This is a genomic window from Rhodococcus oxybenzonivorans, assembly GCF_003130705.1.
In the GTDB taxonomy this organism is placed as follows: domain Bacteria; phylum Actinomycetota; class Actinomycetes; order Mycobacteriales; family Mycobacteriaceae; genus Rhodococcus_F; species Rhodococcus_F oxybenzonivorans.
Window position 1 is genome coordinate 369,333 of record NZ_CP021354.1, and the last position, 21,573, is coordinate 390,905.

Consider the following 21,573-nt stretch of genomic DNA (forward strand, 5'->3'; position numbering starts at 1 on the left):
GACTCAGTATATCTTAGCGCTAAACTAATTGGCAGGTCCGGCGAATGAAGACCCCTCCTGCGGGTACTCGACCCGCATGCCACGAGCCACGAAACAGTCGGCAGCGCCGTTCGTGCCCGACACCGTCGACCTAGACGCGTTGTCGGACGCCGCCGGCGGATGCCGCGGCTGCGATCTCTACCGCGACGCCGAGCAAACCGTCTTCGGCGCCGGCAAGCGCTCCGCCCGGATGATGCTCATCGGCGAACAACCGGGTGATCAGGAGGACCGCGCGGGGCAACCGTTCGTCGGGCCCGCGGGCAAGCTGCTGAACAAGGCCCTCGAAGCGGCGGGCATCGACCGGGATCTCACCTACGTCACCAACGCGGTCAAGCACTTCAAGTACGTACCCGCCGAACGCGGTCAGCGCCGCATCCACAAGAAGCCGAACCGCACCGAGATCGTGGCGTGCAGGCCGTGGCTCGTCGCCGAGCTGCACGCGGTACAGCCCGATGTCCTGGTGTGCCTCGGCGCCACCGCCGCCCAGGCGCTGCTCGGACCGTCGTTCCGGCTCACCACGCATCGCGGGGAGCGGCTGCATCTCGACGGTGAAGTGGACGTCGCCGGCGATCCCGACGTCTTCGTCACCATCCACCCGTCCGCCGTCCTGCGCGGACCGGATCGGGACGAGGCGTTCTCCGGACTCGTCGAGGACTTGAAGAAGGCAGCCCTTGCCCTGTGAGGCCCTGCGGTGAGTACTTATTAACAACCCGTTGTCGATAAGTACTCACAGGGGTAGGCGAGCGACCGCCCCGCGAGACAACATGGTGGTTATGACGAATCCGAATCAGACCATGAAGGCCGTCTCCTACTCCTCCTACGGTGGTCCCGACGTACTCGAAGTGGTCGATGTTCCCGTTCCGGAACCCACGGGGAATCAGGTGCGCCTCGCTGTCCGCGCCGCCGGGGTGAACCCGATCGACTGGAAGGTGCGGTCGGGTTCGATGGCCGAGGTGATGTCGGTGCAGTTCCCGAAAATTCCAGGCAGTGAGGTGGCCGGCGTCGTCGATGCCGTCGGTCCGTCTGCGACCGGGGCTGTGGTCGGGGACGAAATGTTCGGCTGGTCCGACACCGACGGTTACGCCGACTACGTGCTCGCCACCGTCATCGTTCCTAAACCGCGCGAATTGAGCTGGACGGACGCCGTCACGATTCCCGTGGCCGGGGAAGCCGCCGATCGCGGACTGCGACTACTCGACCTGCGTGAGGGTGAGACACTTCTGGTGAACGGGGCGTCGGGAACAGTCGGAACCCTGGCCGTGCAATTGGCTCGGCAACGAGGAGTCACGGTGATCGGCACCGCCAGCGAACGCCACCATGACGCACTCCGAGCACTGGACGTCGTCCCGACGACCTACGGTGACGGCTTGGCCCAGCGGGTGCGCGAACTCGCACCGCAAGGTGTCGACGCCGTCCTCGATGCCGGAGTCGGGGGGCTGCCGGCCGCAGTCGAGCTGCGCGGCGGTACCGAGCGGATCGTGACGTTGTCCGACGGGGCGGCCTTCGAGCTCGGTATCACCTTCTCCTCCGGCACCTCCGACGACTGGAGCGCCGAAATCCTGCGACGCCTCGGTAGTGCGGCCGCGGACGGAGCACTGGCACTGCCACCCGCCCGCACCTTTGCCCTCGCCAGTGCTGCGGACGCCCATCGTGAGGGTGAGAAGGGCGGCAGCCGGGGGAAGCTCGTTCTGACCCCTGTGAGTACTTATTAACAACGGGTTGTTAATAAGTACTCACAGGGGGGGGGTCAGGCAGTGGTGGCGAGGGCGGCAGCGAGACCGAAGGCCACCGCCATCGCCACCACCTCGACTGCGGCGCGCCGCAAGGAGTCGTCTGCGCTCATCCGATGCGCGGCGGCTCGGCCCACCCAGGTGCGGCGCCACCACCACCCCAGTGCGAGCAGTGCCGCGAGCACCACGGCCTTGGCGACCACGATGCGACCGTAGCCGGTGTCGGTCAGGGCCGACACCCCGCCCAACCGGACAGCCGCGTCCACGACACCGGTCAGGGTGAGCAGACACACGCACCACACCGCGCCGTCCGAGTACCGGGGCAGCCACCTCGACCAGTCACCCCGTGAGCGCAGCGTCAATGCCATGGCGGTCAGCAGGCCGAACCAGGTGGCGGCTGCCAGGGCGTGAACGGCGTCGAGTACCGAACCGAGGACCTGCTGCGACATGTGCCCGGTGACCGGGCGCGCGACGATGGCGAAGGCCGTCAGGACAGCGACCGCAACGGGAAGACGAGCCCCGGGATGCCGAAACGCGAACAGCGACCATGCGGTGACTGCGGCCGTGCACGCGAAGACGGCGAGGTCGATACGTCCGGCGCTGATGTCGGTGACGTAGGCACCGAACCGGCCGACCGTCAACCCGGACAGCGGGAGGGCGTCGGCTTCCGCCGCCGTCATGGCGAACACGACCGCCTCGGCGGCCATCCACGATCCGGCCACGGCCGTCAACAGTCGCCACAGGTTGGCGTCCTGCACGAGGGGTCGGCTGTCGGTCCGGCCCCACCACCCGAGTGCGGCCAGTCCCAGGACCACCGACCCCAGGATCAAGCACAGAGCCCGGACAGCGCTCGACGGGCTGGGGTCTTCCGGTCGAGCCAGCGCCCACCCACCGGCAACACCCACGAGCGAGGTGGGCACGGCGAACAGCAGCCACCACTGCCGCGCCGTGCCCACCGTGCTCAGTTCCGCTCGCGCGGTGTGCGGAGCGCGAACCACAGCCCGGCACCGAACACGAGCACACCCGCGGCGACGAACGGCCACAACGGGATGCCTCCGGAGCCCGAATCACCTGAACTGTCGGCGGCGGCGCCCGGTGTGCCCGACCCCGCCTGGGTGAGCGTGAATGTTCGGGTTCCGCTCACCGGATGTCCGTCGGCGGAGGTGACGCGGAAGGCGATGGTGTAGTCACCGGCCTGGCCCAGTTCACCGAGCTCCGCGCTCACGGTGGCCCCTTCGACCGAGGGGTCGCCCTTGGTCCACAGGTTGCCGTCGGGGCCCACCACGGTGAGCGACGCGAACGACTCCTGCAGCGCCTCGTTGAACGTGACACTCACCCGTTCGGGCGCTGCCGCGATCTGTGCACCGTTCTCCGGGTTGGAACTGAGTACCACCGAATGGGCGGTGGCGGAGCCGACACCGATCATGCTCGCCAACATCGCCAGCAGTCCGACGGCGATCACCTTCATCGAGGTGAGCGTTGCGCGCGCCTTCATGAGCGACGACTTCGAACCAGTGCGCCGAGACCGAGGGCCGCACCGAGCGCGCCGAGGACGAGCCCGACACCACCCAACCAACGGGCGGTGTCGTCGGTTCCCTGGGCCGCCAACTCGTGGTCGTCACCCGACGAGGACACGGCGTCGTGGCTGCCGTCTTCCCCGCTGGAGGCCGCGAGGGTGAGCGTGGGTGCCGGCTTGTCCGGTTCGGCACCATCCGGGCCGGCGGGCTGATCCCAGTTGACGACGTTGCCGTCGCTGTAGGTCTGTGCTGCCGGGAACGACACCTCGTCCTGTTCGGGCAGCGGTCCGGCCGACAGCACGAATTGCTGGAACTGGCCGGGTGCCACCCCGACACCGGGATCGGCCGTCCACGTCACCGAGGTCGCGAGCTTGGAACCCGGGTCCTTGGCGACGACGGCCGTCCAGCCCGGCAGCGGTTCGGTGCGAGCGGATTTGAGGCCCGGAAGTGTCACAGTGAGCGCGGTGGTGGAAGCCGTTTCGGATTCGGTAGGCACCCGGAACGTCAGGACGGAGTAGCCGCCCTGCTCGGCGCCTGGAGCCGCGACCGTCACGTGTGCGGCGGCAACACCGGCCGTGAGCAACATGGCACCACCGGCGGCGCCGGCGGTGAAAAGGGCACGCGAAACTAGGGAGTTCATCGAAACAAGGTCCTTACTGGTCTGAAGGCGAAGTGAGATGAAGGTTCAGACCAGAACAGGGGGACCGCGACGGGAGATGCTCGCTCGGAGTAGTGCGTCGACGGGGTTTCTGCGGGGGACGGGGTGAGGGAGCGCAGCAGCGACCGCGACGGGTCGAGGCTCCCCGCGTAACACCACCCGCCATACGTGGACCAGCGAACGGTAGAGCCGTTCGGCGCTGGCAATGAGCAACGCGCAGACGACGGTGGCGGCTGCGTGCGCCAGCAGCATCGGTGCAGCGGGGAGAACTGCGTGCACGTGTGCTGTGGCTGCGAGCGTGAGGTGGCCGGCGACCTGTCCGAAACCGAGCGCGCCGAGAAGGGCCGAGCTGCTGTGGAAACGCGGCGGCAGGTTCGCGGTGATCGCGCCCACGCCGCTACAGGCGAGGAGCAGCAACGTCAGTGCTGCCGATGCGGGAAATCCGCCCCCACCCGCGCCGTGCGCCGCGACCGCGAGACCGGCCGAAAGCGCACCGACGGCCGCGCCTCTGAGGGTGGCGGTCGCGTCGGAGCGGGCGGGGGACATGAAAGTGCGTCGAAGTCGGTCAGCGCACGCCGAGGCGGGCGAGGAGATCCGCTTCGACACCGTCGAGTTCGGACGAGATGGCCTGGTGAGCGGCCTTCCGGCGCGCCTGGGGCATTTGCTCCGCCGCGCGGACGGCGGTATTCAGATCGCCGAGGCGTTCGCGGATTGCGCCGGCGAACTTCTGCGTCTCGGCGTCGTCAGGCTTCTGACCGAGAATCTCGGTAGTGGAGCTTTCGGCACCGGCGATGCGGGCGCTGAGCTTGGCACCGTGACCCGTGTAGTTGGCGAGTTGGTCGATGCCGACGCCCATTCGATCGGCGCGCCTGGCGTCGATCTGGCCGCGCACGACGGTTGCGGCGCGGTAGACGATGGGGAGCAGCACGGGCGTGAGGAGTCGCGCGACACCGAGATACTTGCGAACGGAGGCCACGGTGAAGCCCTTCTGGGCGGCCGCCTTCTCCTGAGCTTTGAGGGTAGCGATTTGAGCCTTCTCGATCTTCTTCTGTGATTTCAGTTCGGCAGCTTCGAGCTTGCGCGCGGACTTGAACGCGGCCTTGTCCCGCCTGCGTTCGTTGCGTGCCTTCAGCTTCGCTTCCACTCCCGCCTTGTGCTTGAGTGCCTTAGCTTCTGCCTTACGGGTGGCTCGGGACTTACGTTTCTTCAACAACCCCATCGAAAAGACCCCTTTTCCTGGTGTTTCTGCGCAGCCCACGCTACCAACTGCATCCGGTGCTTCGGGATCAGCCTAGGGGAGCACATAATCTTCGTCATCGTGTGTTCCCATATCGGTCAGCAAACAGAACCCGGCGCCTCTCCCGGACAGGTGCCCGGGCCGGTGATCGATGCCAGCGCACTGACGCGGTGCCGTCACCGTGTGCATCTCGACGCCGCCTTCCCCGCCGCCCTGGCTGCTGCGCCGGAGGACATCGGCGTCCGTCAGCGGCAGGATGCGGCCGCCGCCCGCCGCGAAGACATTCGTCGGCTTCTCGTCGAATACGATCCCGAGCGGTGGGTAGTGATCGACGCCGAAGGCAGCATGCGCACTCGTGCCGAAGACACGGTGGCCGCGTGCAGGGCAGGCGCGGACCGGATCTGGGGCGCCGTGCTGCCGCTCGAACGGGACACCGGCCGCAAAGCCCGTTGCGAGATTCTCATCCGGGACGCGGACCGCGGCGGGTACATCCCCGTGATCGTCGTCAACCACAAGGTCACGGATCCCGGTCGGGGCGCGACGACGTCCGGCATGTTCGAGTGGGAGCCGCGTGAGGATCCGACCAGGAAGCCCCGCAGTCAGGTCCGCGACCAGATGCGTGTGGCACAGGTGTACCGGATGCTCGAGCGGCACGGGTTGGCCAGTCCGGCCCGCCTGGCCGGGGCGATCGGATACGGCTCCGACGTGATCTTCGTGCACGATCTCAGCACCATCCTCGCCGACTACGACGAGCGCTTCGCCGACCGACTGTCCGTGGCGCGGGGGGAATCGGCGACGGTGCCGTCTCGGATCGGCGAATGCCGGTCGTGCCCCTGGTGGCCCGGTTGCGAAGAACAGTTGACGCTGACGCACGACGTGAGCCTGGTGGCCACCGGGTCGCGGGCCGACATGCTGCGCGAGGCCGGTTGTCACACCATCGACGACCTTGCCGCCTGGGACCGCGAACCTCTCGAGGACTGGCCGCACGGTGCGTTCGAGGACGCGGTGGTGACGGCAAAAGCCTGGCTGGCGGGTGCGCCACTGGTTCGGCGCTTTCCGCAGATCCGGGTGACCCGCGCCGACATCGAGATCGACGTCGACATGGAGAGCTACCAGGAACACGGTGCCTACCTGTGGGGAACGTTGCTCAATATGGACGGGGTGTCGGTGTATCGACCGTTCGTCAGCTGGGACCCCGTACCGACACAGGACGAGGCGCGGTCGTTCGCCGAGTTCTGGACGTGGCTGATGGCCGAACGGGAGGCCGCGGCCCTGAGCGGCAAGACGTTCGCCGCCTACTGCTACTCACGTGCGGCCGAGGACAAGTGGTTGCTCGATTCGGCCCGCCGATTCGCCGGAGTCCCGGGCATCCCCACCGAGGCCGAAATCCGCGAGTTCATCGACAGCCCACAATGGGTCGACATCTACCAAGCGGTCAGCGATCAATTCATCTGCCCGGGCGGCAAAGGACTGAAGAAGATCGCTCCTGTCGCAGGTTTCAGGTGGCGTGACGCCGACGCCGGTGGTGAGGCCTCGATGAGTTGGTACCGCGAAGCCGTCGGCTACGACGGTGAACCCGACCTCACCCAGCGTGAGCGACTCCTGCAATACAACGAAGACGATGTGATCGCCACGAAAGTGCTGCGCGAGTGGATGTCGGATCGAGCGGAGTCGGAGATCCCGCTCGCGTCCGACCTCTAGGCTGCAAGGCAGGGGCCGATTCGGTAGGGGTGGTCAGGTGGAAGTGCCGAAGACATCCACGACGCTGCGGTTCGCTCTGCTGCTCACCGCCGCCGGCGGCTTCCTCGACGCCTACACCTACATCAGCCGCGGCGGAGTTTTCGCGAACGCCCAGACCGGCAACGTCATCCTCATGGCCATCGACCTGTCGGAGAGGCACTTCCACGCCGCACGGGCACACCTGTGGCCGATCCTCGCGTTCATCGTCGGTGTCGCATTCGCCCACCTACTCAAAGGCGAACTCGCCCACAGCGTCTTCGACCACCCCATCCGGATTGCCATGGTCGCGCAAATCGTCGTCCTCGTCGCGGTCGCGTTCATTCCCGCGAAGGTCCCCAACGCGGCGGTGACCGTACCCATCTCCTTCGTGGCGGCCATGCAGTTCGGTCTGTTCCGCACCATCGGTTCGCTGTCGTACATCGCTGTCGCCACCACGGGCAACCTCATGCGCTTCACCGAGTCGGCGTACGCCGGATACATCGAGAAGGTCCCCGAATCGCGCCAGCACACACGGGTGTACGCCGCCATCGTCGGCAGCTTCGCCGGTGGAGCCGTCCTCGGGGCGTTCGCCACCCGCTACTTCGGCGGAGCCGCCGCCTGGATCCCAGCCGCCCTTCTGTGCGGGGCACTCGTGCTGTTCTACATCGACGACCGTCGACGCCGCCGACTGTGAGCGGATGTCGAGTACCTGCACTCCCGGGCGGTGACGTCGCCTACTCCGGCGTCGCGGGCCCGATCCACTCCGGATACTGCACGGCGACCGGCATGGTGGGAGGTTCGAATCCGGGTGGGGGCACGAGGTTGCCGCCCGCGTTCGGGCTGAAGTTCGGAAACTGCTGCCGCCACCAGTCGGTGCAGCCCTGAGGGATGACGTCCCCGTTCAACGGGCGCAGGTAGTGAAGCCTGGTGATCTTCCAATCGCCGAACACATTCCAAGTCGGTACTCGGTGTGCGCGCGGGTCCTTCCGGGCGGGGTCGGTATCGGGGATGCCAGCCGGCCCGGCGTCCACCCCGGCTCGCTCCAGTTCGATACGGAACGCCATGCTGAGCGGATTGAGCGAAATATTCGTCGTATCGTCTTCCGGGAAAAGGTAGTAATGGCAGACCGTTGCCGCTACCGAAGTCTCGGTGGACCCATAGTCAGTGATGTGCGCGAAGTTTGTTCCCGGAGCCTGCGTATCGGTCTGGACCTCCAGCGAGGTCATGAAGTACTCGATGTCGGGATCGCCGTGATTGGCCTCACCGCGCACCGCGCCGCCGAATCCGGGATACGAATTCTCCAGACCCACGAACGCCGTGTACTCGCCGGCCTCGAAGCTCGCTCGTACCAATTCGACACCCCGGCTGAACAGATCAACTCCCGGATCCGCTGACCAAACGTGGGAATACAGCACTTCTCCGTCTTGCACGCTTGGTGCCGGTGCCGGTTTATTGCGCGGGTTCGTCCCGCATCCTGATGCGAGTATCAGCGTCGCCGCGGCCCAACACGTGACTCGTGCGCCCCTGTCAGCCGTCATTGCGCACCACGTCGTCGTAGCCGTTTCGGATGCGCTGCCCGTTCCCATCGGCGGGGTCTCCGAGCTGGTTGAACATGGTCTGGTAACCATCTTTCATTCGCGGAGCCATATCGGGATTCGACTGCACGTCATCCCAGGAAAGGAGATTGCCCGACCCGTCGAATGCCCACGGATACTTCTGGGGGAACGATTCGGGAAGAACGGGTGCGGCTTGGAGAATGTTGTAGTAATCGCGGTAGAAGTCGGGGGCTTCGAGGGCGACTGACGGTGCCGGACCCGGTGCCTTGCCGATGATGGCGTCCTTCAGAGGGTCGCCGCCCGCGTCGATCATGGTGTTGATGTATTCACCGCCCGGGAGTCTGTCTATTCCTTGGCCACCGAGGCTCGTCAGGGCGCCGTACGCCGCTGCTTTGCGGTCGTAAATGGCTTGCGCCTGTTCGGCTTTGTCGCTGTAGCTGTCCTCGGTCGAGAGGAGTAGTCCTCTGTCCATGAGGCCGTGGATTCGACCCGCTGTGGAGAGGTCGCCACCGGAGAGGGGCGCCGAGGGGTCGTGCGCGTACCGGCCCTCTGCGGCGAGGATTTCCTGCATCGACGACTGGGTGAAATGTGTTCCTGCTTCCGGGTCGGTGTTGAGGACCGCGAAAACGTTCGACGAGCCGCCGAAGTGGTTGTTGTCGGCGGGATCTGCCCAGGTGCCGATATCGAATCCGGGGGTCTCGGGCCTCCCGGCACCGGCGAGGTCTCCGACATACGGGCTCATGCTGTGGGACACGGTCCGAAGCAGGTCCGGGTTGACCTGCCCGACGGATTGGCCTTCGGTACCGGGAATGTTCCTCAGCGTGTCCCAGTCGGTGCTCATGTTTTCCGCGACGGCCGACATGATGCTGCCGGTGCGGGTGGCGGCGGCGACGTCCGCCGGGTTGTTCGTGTCTTCGACGGTTGCATCACCGGCCCTGAACTCGAAGAGCGTCGAGGCTGCCTGCCCGTTGTCGGACCAATTGTGAACCAGCACATCGCGAACCAGTCCTTGGCCGGTGTCGGGATGAGTGACCGCATTCTCGACGGCGATCTTGTCGTCCGCGACGGCCGCGAAGATACCTTCGGTGATGGCCGTGTTCTCGGTGCCGCGGCCGTCGACGGTGAAGTACTCGAACTTGTGATTGGGGTTCTGTTCGTGCGCGACCTGGGCGTCGAGGTACTGGCGACCTACGTCGAGTAGGTGCTGATCGAGGCCGCTGCCGACCTGGTACTGCGGATCACCGGCCTCGACGACCTTCGCGATGGCCTGATTGTCCGCGACACCGTTCAGTTCGACGCTGGAGGCGCCCGAGGAGCCCACCATCTTGAAGTCGCGGATGACGAGGTCGTCCCGGGTGAGCGATTCCCGCATCTTGTCCGGCAGCAGGGCTCCTCCGCCCTTGGTCGGCACCTCGGAGTCGCCGGTGACGGTGGCGGTGACTTTCTCGTTCGAGATGAGCTGGAGCGAGTTTGCGAGGGAGCGTTGGGCGTCGGGCGGCAGCTTCTCCATGATCTGTTGGATCTCTTGCGGACTTTTCCCGTCGAGCGACCGGCTCACCTGGTTCAGGTACTCCATCTGGGACGCGGGGATGGTAGCGGCATTTCCGCTGTTCACTGCATCGAGCTGTGCGGGCGTCAGGGCACCCGCCTCGCCCAGCCTCCGGACCTGCTCCGGGGTAAACCCGCCCGGGTCGGACACGAGGTCGGCCGCATCGGTGCGACCCTGGTCTGCACCGAGCGCGGCGGCGGACGTGAAGGCCGCTCGCAGGCCGTCACGTGCCGTGTTCAGGGCGTCCCGGACAGTCCTATCGGCATTCACTGTCGCTGTCGCTGCGTCGGACAGGTCGCGCTGCCAGGCGGCCATGTCGTTCGCTCGAGCGGCGTCCGCCTCGGAATTGACCGGATCCGTCACGACCAAGTCCTCGGATACGCGGAATTGGGCTGCTTCTGCGCCGACGATCGCCATCCGGGCGCGTTGCAATGGCGCATCCACTTCGTGGAAACCCTGCTTCGCCCGGTTGGCGAGCGCCTCGAGGTGATCGACGAGGGCGAGGGCGGTCTTCTTGTCGGCATTCGCCCGACCCTGGGCGGCCTCTGCGGTTTTGCCCTCCCAGTATGAGTCGTTCACCTTCGTGACGCCGTCGACGTAACGGCCGAACAGGTCCTCGACCTTGACGCCGAGCGCAATCCACGCGCCACCGACCTCGGTCAGCAGCGACGGATCCCACGATTCGAGCTGCGTGCGGGTGACGGTCATCCTTCAGCGTTCCAGTCACCTGTGGCGTCTGTGTACGCAGCGACGAATCGGTCGGCGGACGCGTCGTCCTGATCCCGGTATTCCCGGGCGACGTTGATCATCACGTCACCGGTTTCGCCGAGCCGCTCGACGAGAGCGGGGACGAGGGATCCGTCGATGAGATCACCCGAGATGCTGCACGCCTCGAGGACGGAAGACATGACGCCGCCCGGGCTCGACATGAAAGGGCCTGCCGCGGGGCCGACTCGTAAACTGCCCGCCTCCCCGGCCAGGCCGCGCAATACTGCTCCCAGCTTTTCGAGCTGGTCCAGATCAGCTTTCAACGTCCCCGCAAAGGCCCCCTTCGACTGCCGGCCACTTCGGCCGGCTCCCCCCACCGTCAGCGCTAGAGCCTAGCGGGCGGTGCGGCCGCGTACCCGAGGGAGTAGGCGCCGACCACCTTGGGAGTGGATTTTTCGTAGAAGACGTCGAGTTCCCGAATGTCGAAACCGGCGTCGGTGAGCAGGGCAGGGATGTCGCGGGTGAGGTGGCAACCACCGGCCACGGTCTTCTGGATGGGCTCCAGCCGGTGCTGCCATTTCTGGACCCCGGCGTCAGGGGCGAGGCCGTGCTCGACGAAATGCAGGGTTCCGCCCGGCCTCAGCACTCGGCGCACCTCACGCAGTGCGGCGTCGATATCGGGAATGGTGCACATCGTCCAGGTGGACAATGCACTGTCGAAGCTGTTGTCCAGGAACGGGAGCGACTGACCGTCCACACCGGCGCGGTCCACAGTTACCGGGGACACGCTCAGCCTTTTCGCGGCCAGCTTCCAGCCGAGATCGGCTGGTTCGACGGCGCTCACGGAATCGAGATCCGGTGGATAGAACGGGACGTTGAGGCCGGAGCCGAAGCCGATCTCCACAACGCGCCCGTGCAGTCCGGCGCAGACCCGTCGGCGCGTCGGCTCCGTGAATTTCAATCCACAGCTGATGTCGACGAGCCGCGGAACGATCCGATCAATGTAGAAACCCATGCCGTCCTCCCATCAGGGCGCTTCGCGCCCCGTGCGCGGGTGAAGAGTCCAGAGACTCGTTAACCGCGCACGGGCGGCGGAGCCGCCTACCGCGGGGCCATGCGCAGCGCGCCATCCATACGAATGGTCTCACCGTTGAGGTAGTCGTGTTCGACAATCATCTGAGCGAGCTGCGCGTATTCGGCGGGCTGGCCGAGGCGGGAGGGGAACGGGACCCCGGCCTCGAGTCCCTTGCGATACTCGTCGGTGACGCCGGCGAGCATCGGGGTGTCGATGATGCCGGGGGCGATGGTGTTGACGCGGATGCCGAACTGGGCGAGGTCGCGGGCGGCGGGGACGGTCATGCCGTGCACGCCACCCTTGGAAGCGGAGTAGGCAATCTGGCCGATCTGGCCTTCGAACGCGGCGACGGACGCGGTGTTGATGATGACGCCGCGCTGCCCGGACTCGTCGACGGTGTCGGTCTTGGAGATGGCGTCGGCGGCCAGTCGCATGACGTTGAACGTGCCGAGCAGGTTGACGGTGATGACCGTGCGGAACAGTTCGAGGTCGTGGGGGCCCTTCTTCGACAGGATGCGCCCGGCCCATCCGACACCGGCACAGTTGACCACGATGCGCAGCGGCAGCCCCGATTCGACGATCTTCGCGACTGCGGCCTGGACCTCGTCGCCGCTGGTGACGTCGGTGGCGAGGAGGGTCACGCCTTCCGGGACGGTGTCGCCGGCGCGCTCGATGGACTGCTGCAGGTCCAGTCCGAAGACGGTGGCTCCGGCGTCGACGAGACGCTTGGCGGTGGCGGCACCGAGGCCCGACGCTGCTCCCGTGACCAATGCGGCGGTTCCCTGAATTTCCACTGTTCGAATCCTTTTCTCCGGCTGACCCGAGTTGGTCAACCCTGGTGACCTGCACCATAACGCGGCCAGCTCATGGCAGCAGAGGCAAGGTGTGCCCGACCGGCTACTCCGTGGAATTCCCGAAGTCCGCTCGCAGGTAGCGGCACCCTGTTCGACCGCTGACCAGTGCGGCTCGCGCTGTGCCGAGACGAATCTCGTTGCCGTCACCGCTGTGGAGTCGCACGTTGTGGTCTCCCGGTCGATCTGCCCGTACCTCGATGTGCGCGAATCCGTGTGCCGTCGCAATGTCTCGAGCCGCCCGGAGCACTGCGGGCCACTCGGCGTCGGGGATGGGACTCGTCGAATACATGTCGGGAAGAAAGACCGACATCCCGGCGGTACTCGCAAACGGCACTGAGCAGCTTCCCTGAGTCCGGTCGCCCGCCGATACCCAGCGAAGCGTGGGCACGATGGTTGCGGCGGCGTCAGCGATCTGGTGCGCCACGCTCGCGACCGTCGCTTCCGCGTCCTCTAGCGGAGACCACTGGCGCATCCGCCCCTCGGCGGCCGCAATGTCGGCGGCAGTGCCGTTGTACGGGTTGTCTGTCATTGCACTCCCCAATCCTGTGACGGCAGCACCTCCTGTGACGGCCGTCAGAAAAATCCCCACGGCAATTGCGGCGGCCCGGTGAGCCGGGCGACGGCGGTCGGCAATCACCGAACCACCCTCTCTGGCAGCCCGGCCACGATTGCCGACATGTTGTACTCCGACATGGTTCCCCGGTGCGGATACCCGCTGTGCCCCAGTGCGCCGTCGCGAAAAATCCCGTCCGGGCTCATGCCCTCGTCGACCGAGAGTTGTTCGAAACTCACTGTGCCCGGATCGGGGCCGAACCTGTGTGTCTTGCCTACCTCGGTGACGAATCGGTCGTCGGCGGCTTCCATCACGTATCCGTGCCCGTCGCGCAACCCGAGGTCGGACTCGTCGTCGGCGTTGACGCCAGGAGATCCGTAGAACACTGCGTCATCGACCGGCTGGCCGGGGCTGGGATCCTGGAGTGCCAGGCCAGTCGTGTAGGAACCATACGAATGTCCCAATGCGGTGAGATGCGGATCCGATTGCCGAGACGCAACATTCACCCCTTCGTAGAAGGCGGCGAGCTTGACCGCTCCGGCAGCGGCCCGGTCGCTCTGTGTCACGTCCAGCACGCCTCGAACCGTGTCGAAAGTCCCCGGTCCCATTGTCTGCGGCGGCTCGTATCCCAACCACGCGATCGTCGCGACCGTCTCGTCTCCCCGGCCCTGAAGACGCAACTGCTCGACGCTGGTGTCTCCCAACGAACGTGCCTCGCCGACCATTCCCTCGAACGAGTCGACGATGGTGGTGTTCAGTCCGGGCGCCGTCACCGAGATGTGCTCGGCGGTATCGGGGTCACCCACCGCGAAGGCCGCCATGCCTCGCTCTCCAGATTTCAGGTCGAGCAGCATCAGCCGGCCGTCCGGATTCTTCGCGACGACCTGCTCGAGTGTGCGCAGATCTTTCATCTTTTGTTCGGTGTACCACAGCGCCGCATCAGCATTGGTGAATGCACCGCCGAACGGAGCGTCGTCGATAATCGACTGCAGCCGGTCGCGTTCGGCTGTCAGCCGGACCCGCTCGTCGTCGAACTGGTTGAGGTTCGCCTGATGCCGCGCCGCAGAGGGGAGGCCGTCACTGCTTCCGACCCACTCGGGATGGCGCTCGAGTATTTCCCTGCGTTGCGACTCCGGCATTGCGTCCCAATACTTCCGGTTCTCCAGCGGGGAGGCGTTCTGCGGTGGCGCCGGGGCAGGCAGTCTGCCCTGCTGATCGGCTGCTTCGAAGTCTCCGGCGCCCCGATCTCCGAAGCCACTGCTCATCGCGTGTGTGAGCACGTGGGCTGCGTCGGCGTCGATGTCCTCGGCCTCGAGGATCAGCGCTCGCGCACTCGACTCGAGGGCATCCCGGACCGCGAACTCGTGCTGCCGCCGTTCGGAAGAATTCGGCGCATCGGTGACCGCACCGGCATCGGACACAACGAACGCATTGTCGTCCGCCGTAGTCATCAGCGCGGCGACCTCGAGTTGGACGTGCAGAACAGCGTCGAACGTGTCCGCCGTGACCCGCCGGACCGCGCCGATCACCGCACTCTCGTCGGCGAGGTCCTGCACTACCACCTGAAAAGCACGTCGTGCTGCCTGCGCGGCTTCGCCCTCCCAACCGCGCAGATCACCGAGTTCGGTAATCCGCCGCCGCACGTCGTCGATGGCGGTGATGCGTGCCGACAGAGCCTGTTCCAACTGTTCGAGCGCGACGGTGTCCCACTCACGAATCATCTTCAGATCCACGGTCCCCCCCGGGTGCCACTGTGCACGTAAGGTAGCGGAGCACGGCCGGATTCGTAAAGGGGGATGTCGTGGGGGAGTGGCAAACTGTGAACGTCGATGTCGTGGAACTGCGTGTCGTAGCAGGGCAGATGGAGGGGGTGTTCACGGAGGCGAATACGGCGCTCGCGGCCATCGACGGGGTGATCGCCCGATCATCTGCGGCGTGGGCTGCCACGTCGCGGGCGGCTTTCCCGCAGTTCTGCGCTTATCTCGATACGCGGCGAGAGGCGCTTTTCGGCGACCTCGCCAGAATTGCCGACAACCTCGCCGGTACAGCCGCTCGCTATGACGGGCAGGACAGGGCCATTACCGACGCAGTGTCGCGCCTCCTCCCCTGAGTGCGGAGAAAAGCCCGGACACCGTTCTGTTCGTGGTTACAGCGGGCGCGATGAGTTTCGAACGGCTCGATGGTCTATCCCTTCGTCATCCCCGTAACGAAAAAGAGGAGTGAGTCCCGTGCGCGTTGTGATCATGGACTTCATCAGTTTGGACGGTGTCGTGCAGGCGCCCGGCGGCCCGGAGGAGGACACCGACGGTGGTTTCGCCCACGGCGGCTGGTCGCATCCGTTCTTCGATCCGGAGGCGATGGGCACCGCTTTCGACGACGCGTTGAGCGGGGCAAAGGCGTTGCTGTTCGGGCGGCGCACGTGGCAGACGATGGCCGCGGCGTGGCCGGAGCGAGCAGGCGACCCGTTCGCCGACCAGATGAACGCCATCCCGAAGTATGTGGTGTCCTCGACACTCGGCGACGACGAACTGAACTGGGAGAACACCACCCGCATTCCCGGTGGCGAGGCTGTCGCAGAAATCCGGAAGCTGCGGGAGAGCGGTGACGGCTCGCTGCTGGTGATGGGAAGCGCCACACTGGCGCGGACCCTCCTGAGCGAGGGCCTGTTCGACGAACTACGGCTCATGATCGAGCCGGTGATCCTCGGCGGCGGCAAGTCGATCTTCCCCGAGAACGGCGGGCTCCGGACTCTCGAGCTGGTCTCCTCGGTCACGAGCAATACGGGCGTACACGTGTGCACCTACCGGCCTGTGGAGTAGGCGGGTAGGTTGTCTTCGCGTGCGCACGGGAGGCGCAGGCAAAACGGTGGGGGGACGGATGACCGGGAATCAGATGGAAGTCGATCGCGGGGCGCTGCTGCGCTGCATCGCGGCATGTGACGCGCTGGAGTCGGACATGGCGGAGTTGCGACTGCGGGCGTACCGGGAACTCGCACCCGACAACTTCGGTTTGGGCGAAACGCATCTGTGGTCGGCCGCGGCGCTGGCAGAGCGCTTTCGGGCGACGGCCGTGGGCGGTTCGGGTGTGGCGGACGAGAACACCGCGGTCGGTGTTCTCGCCGCGCACGAACGCCACGCCGCGGCGATGAAGGCGACGTTCGAGGTGACGCTTGCCCGCTACGACGAACAGGACGCTGCGACCGCAGCACAAGTGAACGGTGCCGGTCTCTAGGTCGGCAGATCAGTGGATGTGTTTCTGCCAGTCCTGCGGCACGCGGTCGGCGGGGCCCGGAATGGTCTGCTCGAGCGGATGATGCTGCGGTGCAGCCAGTTCCGGGCCCTGGAACGCTTGATCGGTGGCGTAGTTCCAGAACCACGATTCGCCGGGCTCGAAGCTTTGCACCACCGGGTGGCCGGTGTCGGCGGCGTGCCGGCTGGCGTGCTGCGCCGGGGAGGAGTCGCAGCATCCCACGTGTCCGCACAGTGCGCAGCGCCGCAGGTGCACCCACCACCCACCGGCGGCGTCGCATTCGACGCAACCGGTACCGCTCGGTGCGACGCTCGTGTCGATGCCTTCCACTTCACCCATGCGAATCTCCTTCCATCGCTGTCACTTCCGGCTCGATCGGGATGCGAACCTGGAAGCGGGTATCACCCGGCTCGGAGTGCACGCGGAGATCGCCGCGGTGTTTCTTCACCACGATGCGCCAGGAGATGTCGAGGCCCAGGCCGGTGCCTTCTCCGACGGGCTTCGTGGTGAAGAAGGGTTCGAAGATGCGCGAGCGGATCTCTTCCGGCACACCGGGACCGGTGTCGCCGATCTCGATGAGCGCCATGTCGCCGTCCCGCCGGGTGCGGACGGTGAGAGTGCCGTGCCCCTGCATCGCGGCGACGGCATTGTCGATAAGGTTCGTCCACACCTGGTTGAGCTCCGCCGCATAGGCAGGAACCTGAGGCAGGGAAGCGTCGTAGTCCTTCACCACCGCGACCGAGTCGCCGATCTTGCGTCCCAGCATCACCAGCGAACTGTCGAGCAGTTCGCGAAGGTCGACGCGCTGGTACGGGGCACGGTCCATCTGGGAATACTGCTTCGCGGCATTCACCAGAGTCGACACCCGGGCCGTCGAATCGGCGATCTCGTTCATCAGAAGCTCTGTCTCGATGGTGTAGTTGAGCCACCGCATCGTGCTCTCGACCACCGCGTCGTCGTCGACGCTCGCCACGATCCGCTCGAGCCAGGGGATGTCGAGGCCTCCCTGCACGAACGTGGGAGCGAGGTCCCAGCCGCCGGAGACGCCATGCGTGTCGAACCAGTCGCCGAGCTGGTCTTCACGATCCGCGGCTTCCAGCGGTGTGAGTGTGGGGGCTTTCGCCACCAATTCAGCCGCTTCCTCCTGTAACCGAATCAGTGTCGCGAGTGCCTGCCGGTCGTACACCCCGGACGCGATGACACCGAGCTTCTGCCGCATGTGCGACACCCGGTCGCGGAGCGAGGCCGTCGCCCGGACTGCGGCGGCCGCCGGGTTGTTGAGCTCGTGCGTCAATCCTGCAGACAGTGAGCCGAGGGCGAGGAGCCGCTCGCGTTGGTCGACGATCTGACGGGAATTTTCTGTGCCGAAGAACAGCCCTTCGAGGAGGTGAACTGCCATCGGGAACCACTCGTGCATCAGGGCGCCGAAGCGGTCGGCGTCCAACACGAAGAACCGGGACGGCGTGGTGACCCGCAACGATGTCGTGTACGTCTGAGGTGCGCGATCGCCGAGATACGACTGCCACGCCCCGGCGTACACGCCGCGCTGAGAGGTTCGGTTGACCTCGATCTCCTCGCCCCCGGACAACTTGCCGAGGACCAGTTCGCCTTCCATCAGCACGTAGAAGCAGGTCGCGGCATCGCCCTCGGCGAAGACGGGACCCGGTTCGATCAGCTCGACGCGACCGCTTGCGCACAGCTGGCCGAGTTGGTGATCGTCGAGTTTCTCGAACAGGAAGAGCGTTCTCAGCTCCTCCGGGGAACAGGAAAGTGTGGTCACGGTCTGCCCCCGGTCACGGTTGTCCGATGTAGCGGTGCACGAGCATGACAGCCATCGCCCCTTCACCGACTGCCGACGCCACCCGTTTGGCCGACTCCGACCGAACGTCGCCCGCGGCGAAGATTCCGGGGACGCTGGTTTCGAGGTGGTGCGGAAGCCGGTCGAGTGGCCAGCCGCTCGGCGCCTTCCCGTCCACGACGAGATCCGGGCCCGACACCACGAATCCGTGCTCGTCGCGAATCACCACACCGTCGAGCCACTCGGTGCGCGGGGCGGCCCCGATGAACAGGAAGAGGAACCCGGCATCGACGGTCTCCTCGTACCCACCAGCATTGTCGCGCAGCCGGATCCTCTCGAGGTGGCCGTCCCCTTCCACTCCGACCACCTCGGTGCACGGCCGGACGCGTATTCGCGGGTTCTGCTGAATCTGCTGGATCAGGTAATACGACATCGAGTCTTCGAGCGACTTCGCCCGGACCACGATCGTGACGGTGCGCGCACCGCGCGCCAGGTACATCGCGGCCTGCCCGGCAGAGTTGGCGCCGCCGACGATGTACACATCCTGATCCGCGCAGCGGGCCGCCTCGGTGACGGCCGACCCGTAGAAGACCCCACGTCCGGTGAGCTCGTCGATCCCGGGCGCGGGGTGGCGCCGATAGGAGACCCCGGTGGCCAGAATCACGGTGTGCGCGTCGATGGTGTGGCCGTCGGCGAATCGCACCGTGCGCGCCGAGCCGTTCACCTCGAGAGCCACCACGTCGCGCGTGGTGATCAGCTCGGCCCCGAACCGAGTTGCCTGCCGACGGGCGCGGTCGGCCAGCTGGGCGCCGGACACGCCGTCGGGGAATCCGAGGTAGTTCTCGATACGGCTGCTCTGACCCGCCTGCCCGCCGGTTGCCGTCCGCTCGACGAGCGCGGTGCGCAAACCTTCGGAGGCGCCGTAGACCGCGGCGCCCAGCCCGGCGGGACCGCCTCCGACGACGACGAGATCGTAGAAGTTCTCCGACGGCGACGTCCGCAGCCCCAGCCGATTGCCCAGCTCGGTGTCGGCCGGCTCGACCAGGACATCACCGTCCGGGCAGATGACGACAGGCAACCGCAGTCCGTCGGCACCTGCGGCGGCGAGGAGTCGCTCGCCTTCCGGTTCGTCGGACATGTACCAGCGATACGAGAGTTGGTTGCGTGCGAGGAACTCGCGCACCTCCGACGACCGGGCCGCCCAGCGGTGGCCGATCACCTTGGTTTCCTCCACCGGGTGCCGCTCCGACGACGCCCACGCGTCGAGCAACGCGTCGACCACCGGATACAGCTTCTCCTCCGGCGGATCCCAGGGTTTGAGCAGGTAGTAGTCAAGGTCGATCACGTTGATCGCCTCGATCGCCGCATCGGTGTCCGCGTATGCGGTGAGCAGCACGCGACGGGCCACCGGGTAGAGGTCCATGGCTTTCTCGAGGAACTCGATTCCGCTCATGGCCGGCATGCGGTAATCGGCGAGAATGACCGCGACGGGGTCGCCGCGCAGTTTCAGCTCGCGCAGCGCTTCCAGTGCGGATTCGCCGGACTCGGCGCGGATGATGCGGTACTTCTCGCCGTACCGGCGCCGTAAGTCCCGCGCGACGGCGCGAGATACTCCCGGATCGTCGTCGACTGTGAGAAGCGCGGGTTTGGCGCTCGCAACTGGATGGTTCACACACGCCTCTCGTCCGCGGAGAACATTGAGCAACTTTCGCGTCGAGTATCGCCCGTACTGCGTGACGTTGTCGACTCGCCGGGAAGACACCGGAGTGCGGTCAATGCAGCAACTCCTGATCCTTCACCGGAGCGTGCGTCCGGCGACGGGACCACACGGTACGACCAGCTACGACAGCGACGGCGGTGACGACGACGGCGCCGGCCGCGAGTGGGCCCGCCGCGCTGCCCGGGAGCAGACCTGCCAGCAGCAACCAGGCCCCGAAGGCGAAGAACGACACCGCAGCACCGATGCGGATGACTCTCTCCGGCAGGTGCTTGCCCAGGACCGCGCCGAGCAGGATAGCCAGGGCGTCGGCCGCCACCATGCCGACAGTCGAGCCGATCCACACGCCGACCGTGTCGTGGTCGGTGGCGAGGGTGATGGTGGCGAGCATCGTCTTGTCGCCCAGTTCGGCGAGGAAGAAGGCGGATGTCACCGCCAGGAACGCGGAGCGGGCGGTGCGGCCGGCCTTGAGTTGCTCATCGTCGCTGAGGCGGTCACCGCGCAATGTCCACGCACCGAAGATCAGGAACGCGACCCCACCGACCACACTGATCGCGCCGGTGGGAAGTGCGACTCCGAGGCTGTGACCCACGGCGACCGACACCAGATGCACCACCGTCGTCGCGACCGTGATGCCCGAGATCACCACCCACCACCGGTAGCGCAGCGCGAACGTCATCGCCATCAGCTGGGATTTGTCACCCAGTTCGGCGACGAAGATCACCCCGAAACTCAGCAGCACGGCGGCCAGCACAACATCCTCCTAGAGCAGTCAGTCGGAGGATTGACAGATGGGTCCCCCGGCGTGGCAGGCACTGGCGCGCCCACTCGGCCGAAGGTCTCGCCCACCGGCACCGAGAGGCCTCTCGGTGCCGGTTCACCAGGCCGGGTCCGGTGACTCGCGTCACAGTACCGATATGTCGACACTGGCGATTGGGGGCTACTCCCCTTCGCTGACCTTCACGCTAGCGGGGCGGATCCGAAAACGCAAAGGCGACAATAAGTTTGGGCAACCTCGTCGTGAGGTTTCGGGAACCCTCACGATGCCAGCAGCATCGCCAAAACGGCAGTGTCGGGGTCGCTGATCGGGTCGATGCCCACTCGGCTGACCATGGAGGTGACCGTGCCGTCCGCCTCCGCCTCCACCCACGCCGCCCGGTGGTCGAGACCCAGGTGAGGCAGGCCGGGCAGCAGGACGCAACCGGATGCCGCGCCTGCACATTCCGGCAACGACGGCGTGGTCTCCGACGGTGGGTGCAGCATCATCAATGCCGGTGGCTGATGGTCCGCGAACCGCCCGGGAGCCAGCGCGAACTCACCGAGGACCGTGCCCTCGGCAACCACGAGGCCGACGGTCTCGGGCTCCGGTTCCTCCGGCAGATCCTCGCGGGCGCCGAACACCGTCGTGGTGTGCAGAAGCCCCGGAATGCACGCCACCCGGACCGCGAGGGCAAGCAGCTGCGCCCATTCCTTGGTGGTGTCGGGCCAACGCCCCGAAATGACGAATCCGCGCAAAGTACCTGCGGCCTGGAAGGGCGAGATGCCGATGTAGCCGTCCCTGTTCATCTCTGCCTCCTCGGTGTGAATGACGTGCTGGAAACATGCCTCGTGCGC

General features: G+C 66.3%; 24 protein-coding genes. 7 read left to right on the forward strand and 17 right to left on the reverse strand.

What is annotated here, in order from left to right; genetic code table 11:
- Positions 1-76 precede the first annotated feature (76 nt).
- Together CBI38_RS01855 and CBI38_RS01860 are read left to right on the forward strand one after the other, a co-directional pair.
- Entirely contained in the window at positions 77-721 is a 645-nt protein-coding gene (locus tag CBI38_RS01855; protein ID WP_109325916.1) for a UdgX family uracil-DNA binding protein, read from the forward strand.
- A 112-nt stretch (positions 722-833) separates the two neighbouring features.
- The gene (locus tag CBI38_RS01860) at positions 834-1,751 is read left to right on the forward strand and encodes an NADP-dependent oxidoreductase (RefSeq protein ID WP_162603310.1); all 918 of its coding nucleotides are present in this window, start codon (positions 834-836) and stop codon (positions 1,749-1,751) included.
- Positions 1,752-1,786: 35 nt separating this feature from the next.
- Here CBI38_RS01860 and CBI38_RS01865 read toward each other — a convergent pair whose 3' ends face one another.
- Genes CBI38_RS01865 through CBI38_RS01885 form a run of 5 tightly spaced genes read right to left on the reverse strand, consistent with a single transcriptional unit; the run spans position 1,787 to position 5,163 of the window.
- Complete coding sequence (locus tag CBI38_RS01865; RefSeq protein WP_109334797.1) at positions 1,787-2,725, reverse strand: CopD family protein; 939 nt, start codon at positions 2,723-2,725, stop codon at positions 1,787-1,789.
- 5 nt (positions 2,726-2,730) lie between these two features.
- On the reverse strand, positions 2,731-3,264 hold the full coding sequence (locus CBI38_RS01870; RefSeq protein ID WP_109325919.1) for a copper resistance CopC family protein: 534 nt from the start codon (positions 3,262-3,264) through the stop codon (positions 2,731-2,733).
- Positions 3,261-3,926: a YcnI family copper-binding membrane protein gene (locus CBI38_RS01875; protein WP_109325920.1), complete on the reverse strand. Its 666-nt coding sequence runs from the start codon at positions 3,924-3,926 to the stop codon at positions 3,261-3,263. The genes CBI38_RS01870 and CBI38_RS01875 overlap by 4 nt, the downstream gene beginning before the upstream one ends.
- 45 nt (positions 3,927-3,971) lie before the next feature.
- The gene (locus CBI38_RS01880) at positions 3,972-4,490 is read right to left on the reverse strand and encodes a hypothetical protein (protein ID WP_109325921.1); all 519 of its coding nucleotides are present in this window, start codon (positions 4,488-4,490) and stop codon (positions 3,972-3,974) included.
- Between the two features lie 19 nt (positions 4,491-4,509).
- Positions 4,510-5,163 carry a DUF6474 family protein gene (locus CBI38_RS01885; RefSeq protein ID WP_109325925.1) on the reverse strand — a complete coding sequence of 218 codons (654 nt, stop codon included), beginning with the start codon at positions 5,161-5,163 and terminating at the stop codon, positions 4,510-4,512.
- 162 nt (positions 5,164-5,325) lie between these two features.
- Here CBI38_RS01885 and CBI38_RS01890 point away from each other — a divergent pair, with 162 nt between their 5' ends.
- Both CBI38_RS01890 and CBI38_RS01895 read left to right on the forward strand, forming a co-directional pair.
- The gene (locus CBI38_RS01890; RefSeq protein WP_109325926.1) at positions 5,326-6,882 is read left to right on the forward strand and encodes a TM0106 family RecB-like putative nuclease; all 1,557 of its coding nucleotides are present in this window, start codon (positions 5,326-5,328) and stop codon (positions 6,880-6,882) included.
- 37 nt (positions 6,883-6,919) lie between these two features.
- Positions 6,920-7,594 (forward strand): YoaK family protein, encoded by a 675-nt coding sequence (locus CBI38_RS01895; protein ID WP_109325927.1) that lies wholly within the window; start codon positions 6,920-6,922, stop codon positions 7,592-7,594.
- Between the two features lie 40 nt (positions 7,595-7,634).
- On the opposite strand, the gene CBI38_RS01900 is transcribed toward CBI38_RS01895, so the two are convergent.
- The 7 genes from CBI38_RS01900 to CBI38_RS01930 form a co-directional block, all read right to left on the reverse strand.
- Positions 7,635-8,315 (reverse strand): hypothetical protein, encoded by a 681-nt coding sequence (locus tag CBI38_RS01900; RefSeq protein WP_204164864.1) that lies wholly within the window; start codon positions 8,313-8,315, stop codon positions 7,635-7,637.
- A gap of 112 nt (positions 8,316-8,427) precedes the next feature.
- Positions 8,428-10,713: a TPR repeat domain-containing protein gene (locus CBI38_RS01905; RefSeq protein ID WP_109325929.1), complete on the reverse strand. Its 2,286-nt coding sequence runs from the start codon at positions 10,711-10,713 to the stop codon at positions 8,428-8,430.
- Positions 10,710-11,036 (reverse strand): hypothetical protein, encoded by a 327-nt coding sequence (locus CBI38_RS01910; RefSeq protein ID WP_230990054.1) that lies wholly within the window; start codon positions 11,034-11,036, stop codon positions 10,710-10,712. Before CBI38_RS01910 ends, CBI38_RS01905 begins: the two co-directional genes overlap by 4 nt.
- A 62-nt stretch (positions 11,037-11,098) precedes the next feature.
- Complete coding sequence (locus CBI38_RS01915) at positions 11,099-11,728, reverse strand: class I SAM-dependent methyltransferase (protein ID WP_109325931.1); 630 nt, start codon at positions 11,726-11,728, stop codon at positions 11,099-11,101.
- Positions 11,729-11,814: 86 nt separating this feature from the next.
- Positions 11,815-12,582, reverse strand: a complete 768-nt coding sequence (locus CBI38_RS01920; RefSeq protein ID WP_109325932.1) for an SDR family NAD(P)-dependent oxidoreductase — start codon at positions 12,580-12,582, stop codon at positions 11,815-11,817.
- Positions 12,583-12,685: 103 nt separating this feature from the next.
- On the reverse strand, positions 12,686-13,171 hold the full coding sequence (locus tag CBI38_RS01925; protein ID WP_109325933.1) for an LppA family lipoprotein: 486 nt from the start codon (positions 13,169-13,171) through the stop codon (positions 12,686-12,688).
- Positions 13,172-13,275: 104 nt separating this feature from the next.
- Positions 13,276-14,916: an alpha/beta hydrolase gene (locus CBI38_RS01930; RefSeq protein WP_230990055.1), complete on the reverse strand. Its 1,641-nt coding sequence runs from the start codon at positions 14,914-14,916 to the stop codon at positions 13,276-13,278.
- 80 nt (positions 14,917-14,996) lie between these two features.
- On the opposite strand from CBI38_RS01930, the gene CBI38_RS01935 reads away from it, so the two are divergent.
- The 3 genes from CBI38_RS01935 (at position 14,997) to CBI38_RS01945 (ending at position 16,426) form a co-directional block, all read left to right on the forward strand.
- Positions 14,997-15,305 carry a type VII secretion target gene (locus tag CBI38_RS01935; RefSeq protein WP_109325938.1) on the forward strand — a complete coding sequence of 103 codons (309 nt, stop codon included), beginning with the start codon at positions 14,997-14,999 and terminating at the stop codon, positions 15,303-15,305.
- A gap of 118 nt (positions 15,306-15,423) precedes the next feature.
- On the forward strand, positions 15,424-16,014 hold the full coding sequence (locus CBI38_RS01940; protein ID WP_109334798.1) for a dihydrofolate reductase family protein: 591 nt from the start codon (positions 15,424-15,426) through the stop codon (positions 16,012-16,014).
- Positions 16,015-16,072: 58 nt separating this feature from the next.
- Complete coding sequence (locus tag CBI38_RS01945) at positions 16,073-16,426, forward strand: hypothetical protein (protein WP_109325939.1); 354 nt, start codon at positions 16,073-16,075, stop codon at positions 16,424-16,426.
- A 9-nt stretch (positions 16,427-16,435) separates the two neighbouring features.
- Here the strand turns inward: CBI38_RS01945 and CBI38_RS01950 are convergent, their stop codons facing one another.
- The 5 genes from CBI38_RS01950 to CBI38_RS01970 form a co-directional block, all read right to left on the reverse strand.
- Positions 16,436-16,783, reverse strand: a complete 348-nt coding sequence (locus tag CBI38_RS01950; RefSeq protein WP_109325941.1) for a UBP-type zinc finger domain-containing protein — start codon at positions 16,781-16,783, stop codon at positions 16,436-16,438.
- Positions 16,776-18,224 (reverse strand): ATP-binding protein, encoded by a 1,449-nt coding sequence (locus tag CBI38_RS01955; RefSeq protein WP_109325942.1) that lies wholly within the window; start codon positions 18,222-18,224, stop codon positions 16,776-16,778. Before CBI38_RS01955 ends, CBI38_RS01950 begins: the two co-directional genes overlap by 8 nt.
- A gap of 13 nt (positions 18,225-18,237) precedes the next feature.
- Positions 18,238-19,914: an NAD(P)/FAD-dependent oxidoreductase gene (locus CBI38_RS01960; RefSeq protein ID WP_109334799.1), complete on the reverse strand. Its 1,677-nt coding sequence runs from the start codon at positions 19,912-19,914 to the stop codon at positions 18,238-18,240.
- Positions 19,915-20,014: 100 nt separating this feature from the next.
- Positions 20,015-20,713, reverse strand: a complete 699-nt coding sequence (locus tag CBI38_RS01965; protein WP_109325943.1) for a TMEM165/GDT1 family protein — start codon at positions 20,711-20,713, stop codon at positions 20,015-20,017.
- Between the two features lie 284 nt (positions 20,714-20,997).
- Positions 20,998-21,525 carry a peptidase gene (locus CBI38_RS01970; protein WP_109325944.1) on the reverse strand — a complete coding sequence of 176 codons (528 nt, stop codon included), beginning with the start codon at positions 21,523-21,525 and terminating at the stop codon, positions 20,998-21,000.
- Positions 21,526-21,573: the final 48 nt, after the last annotated feature.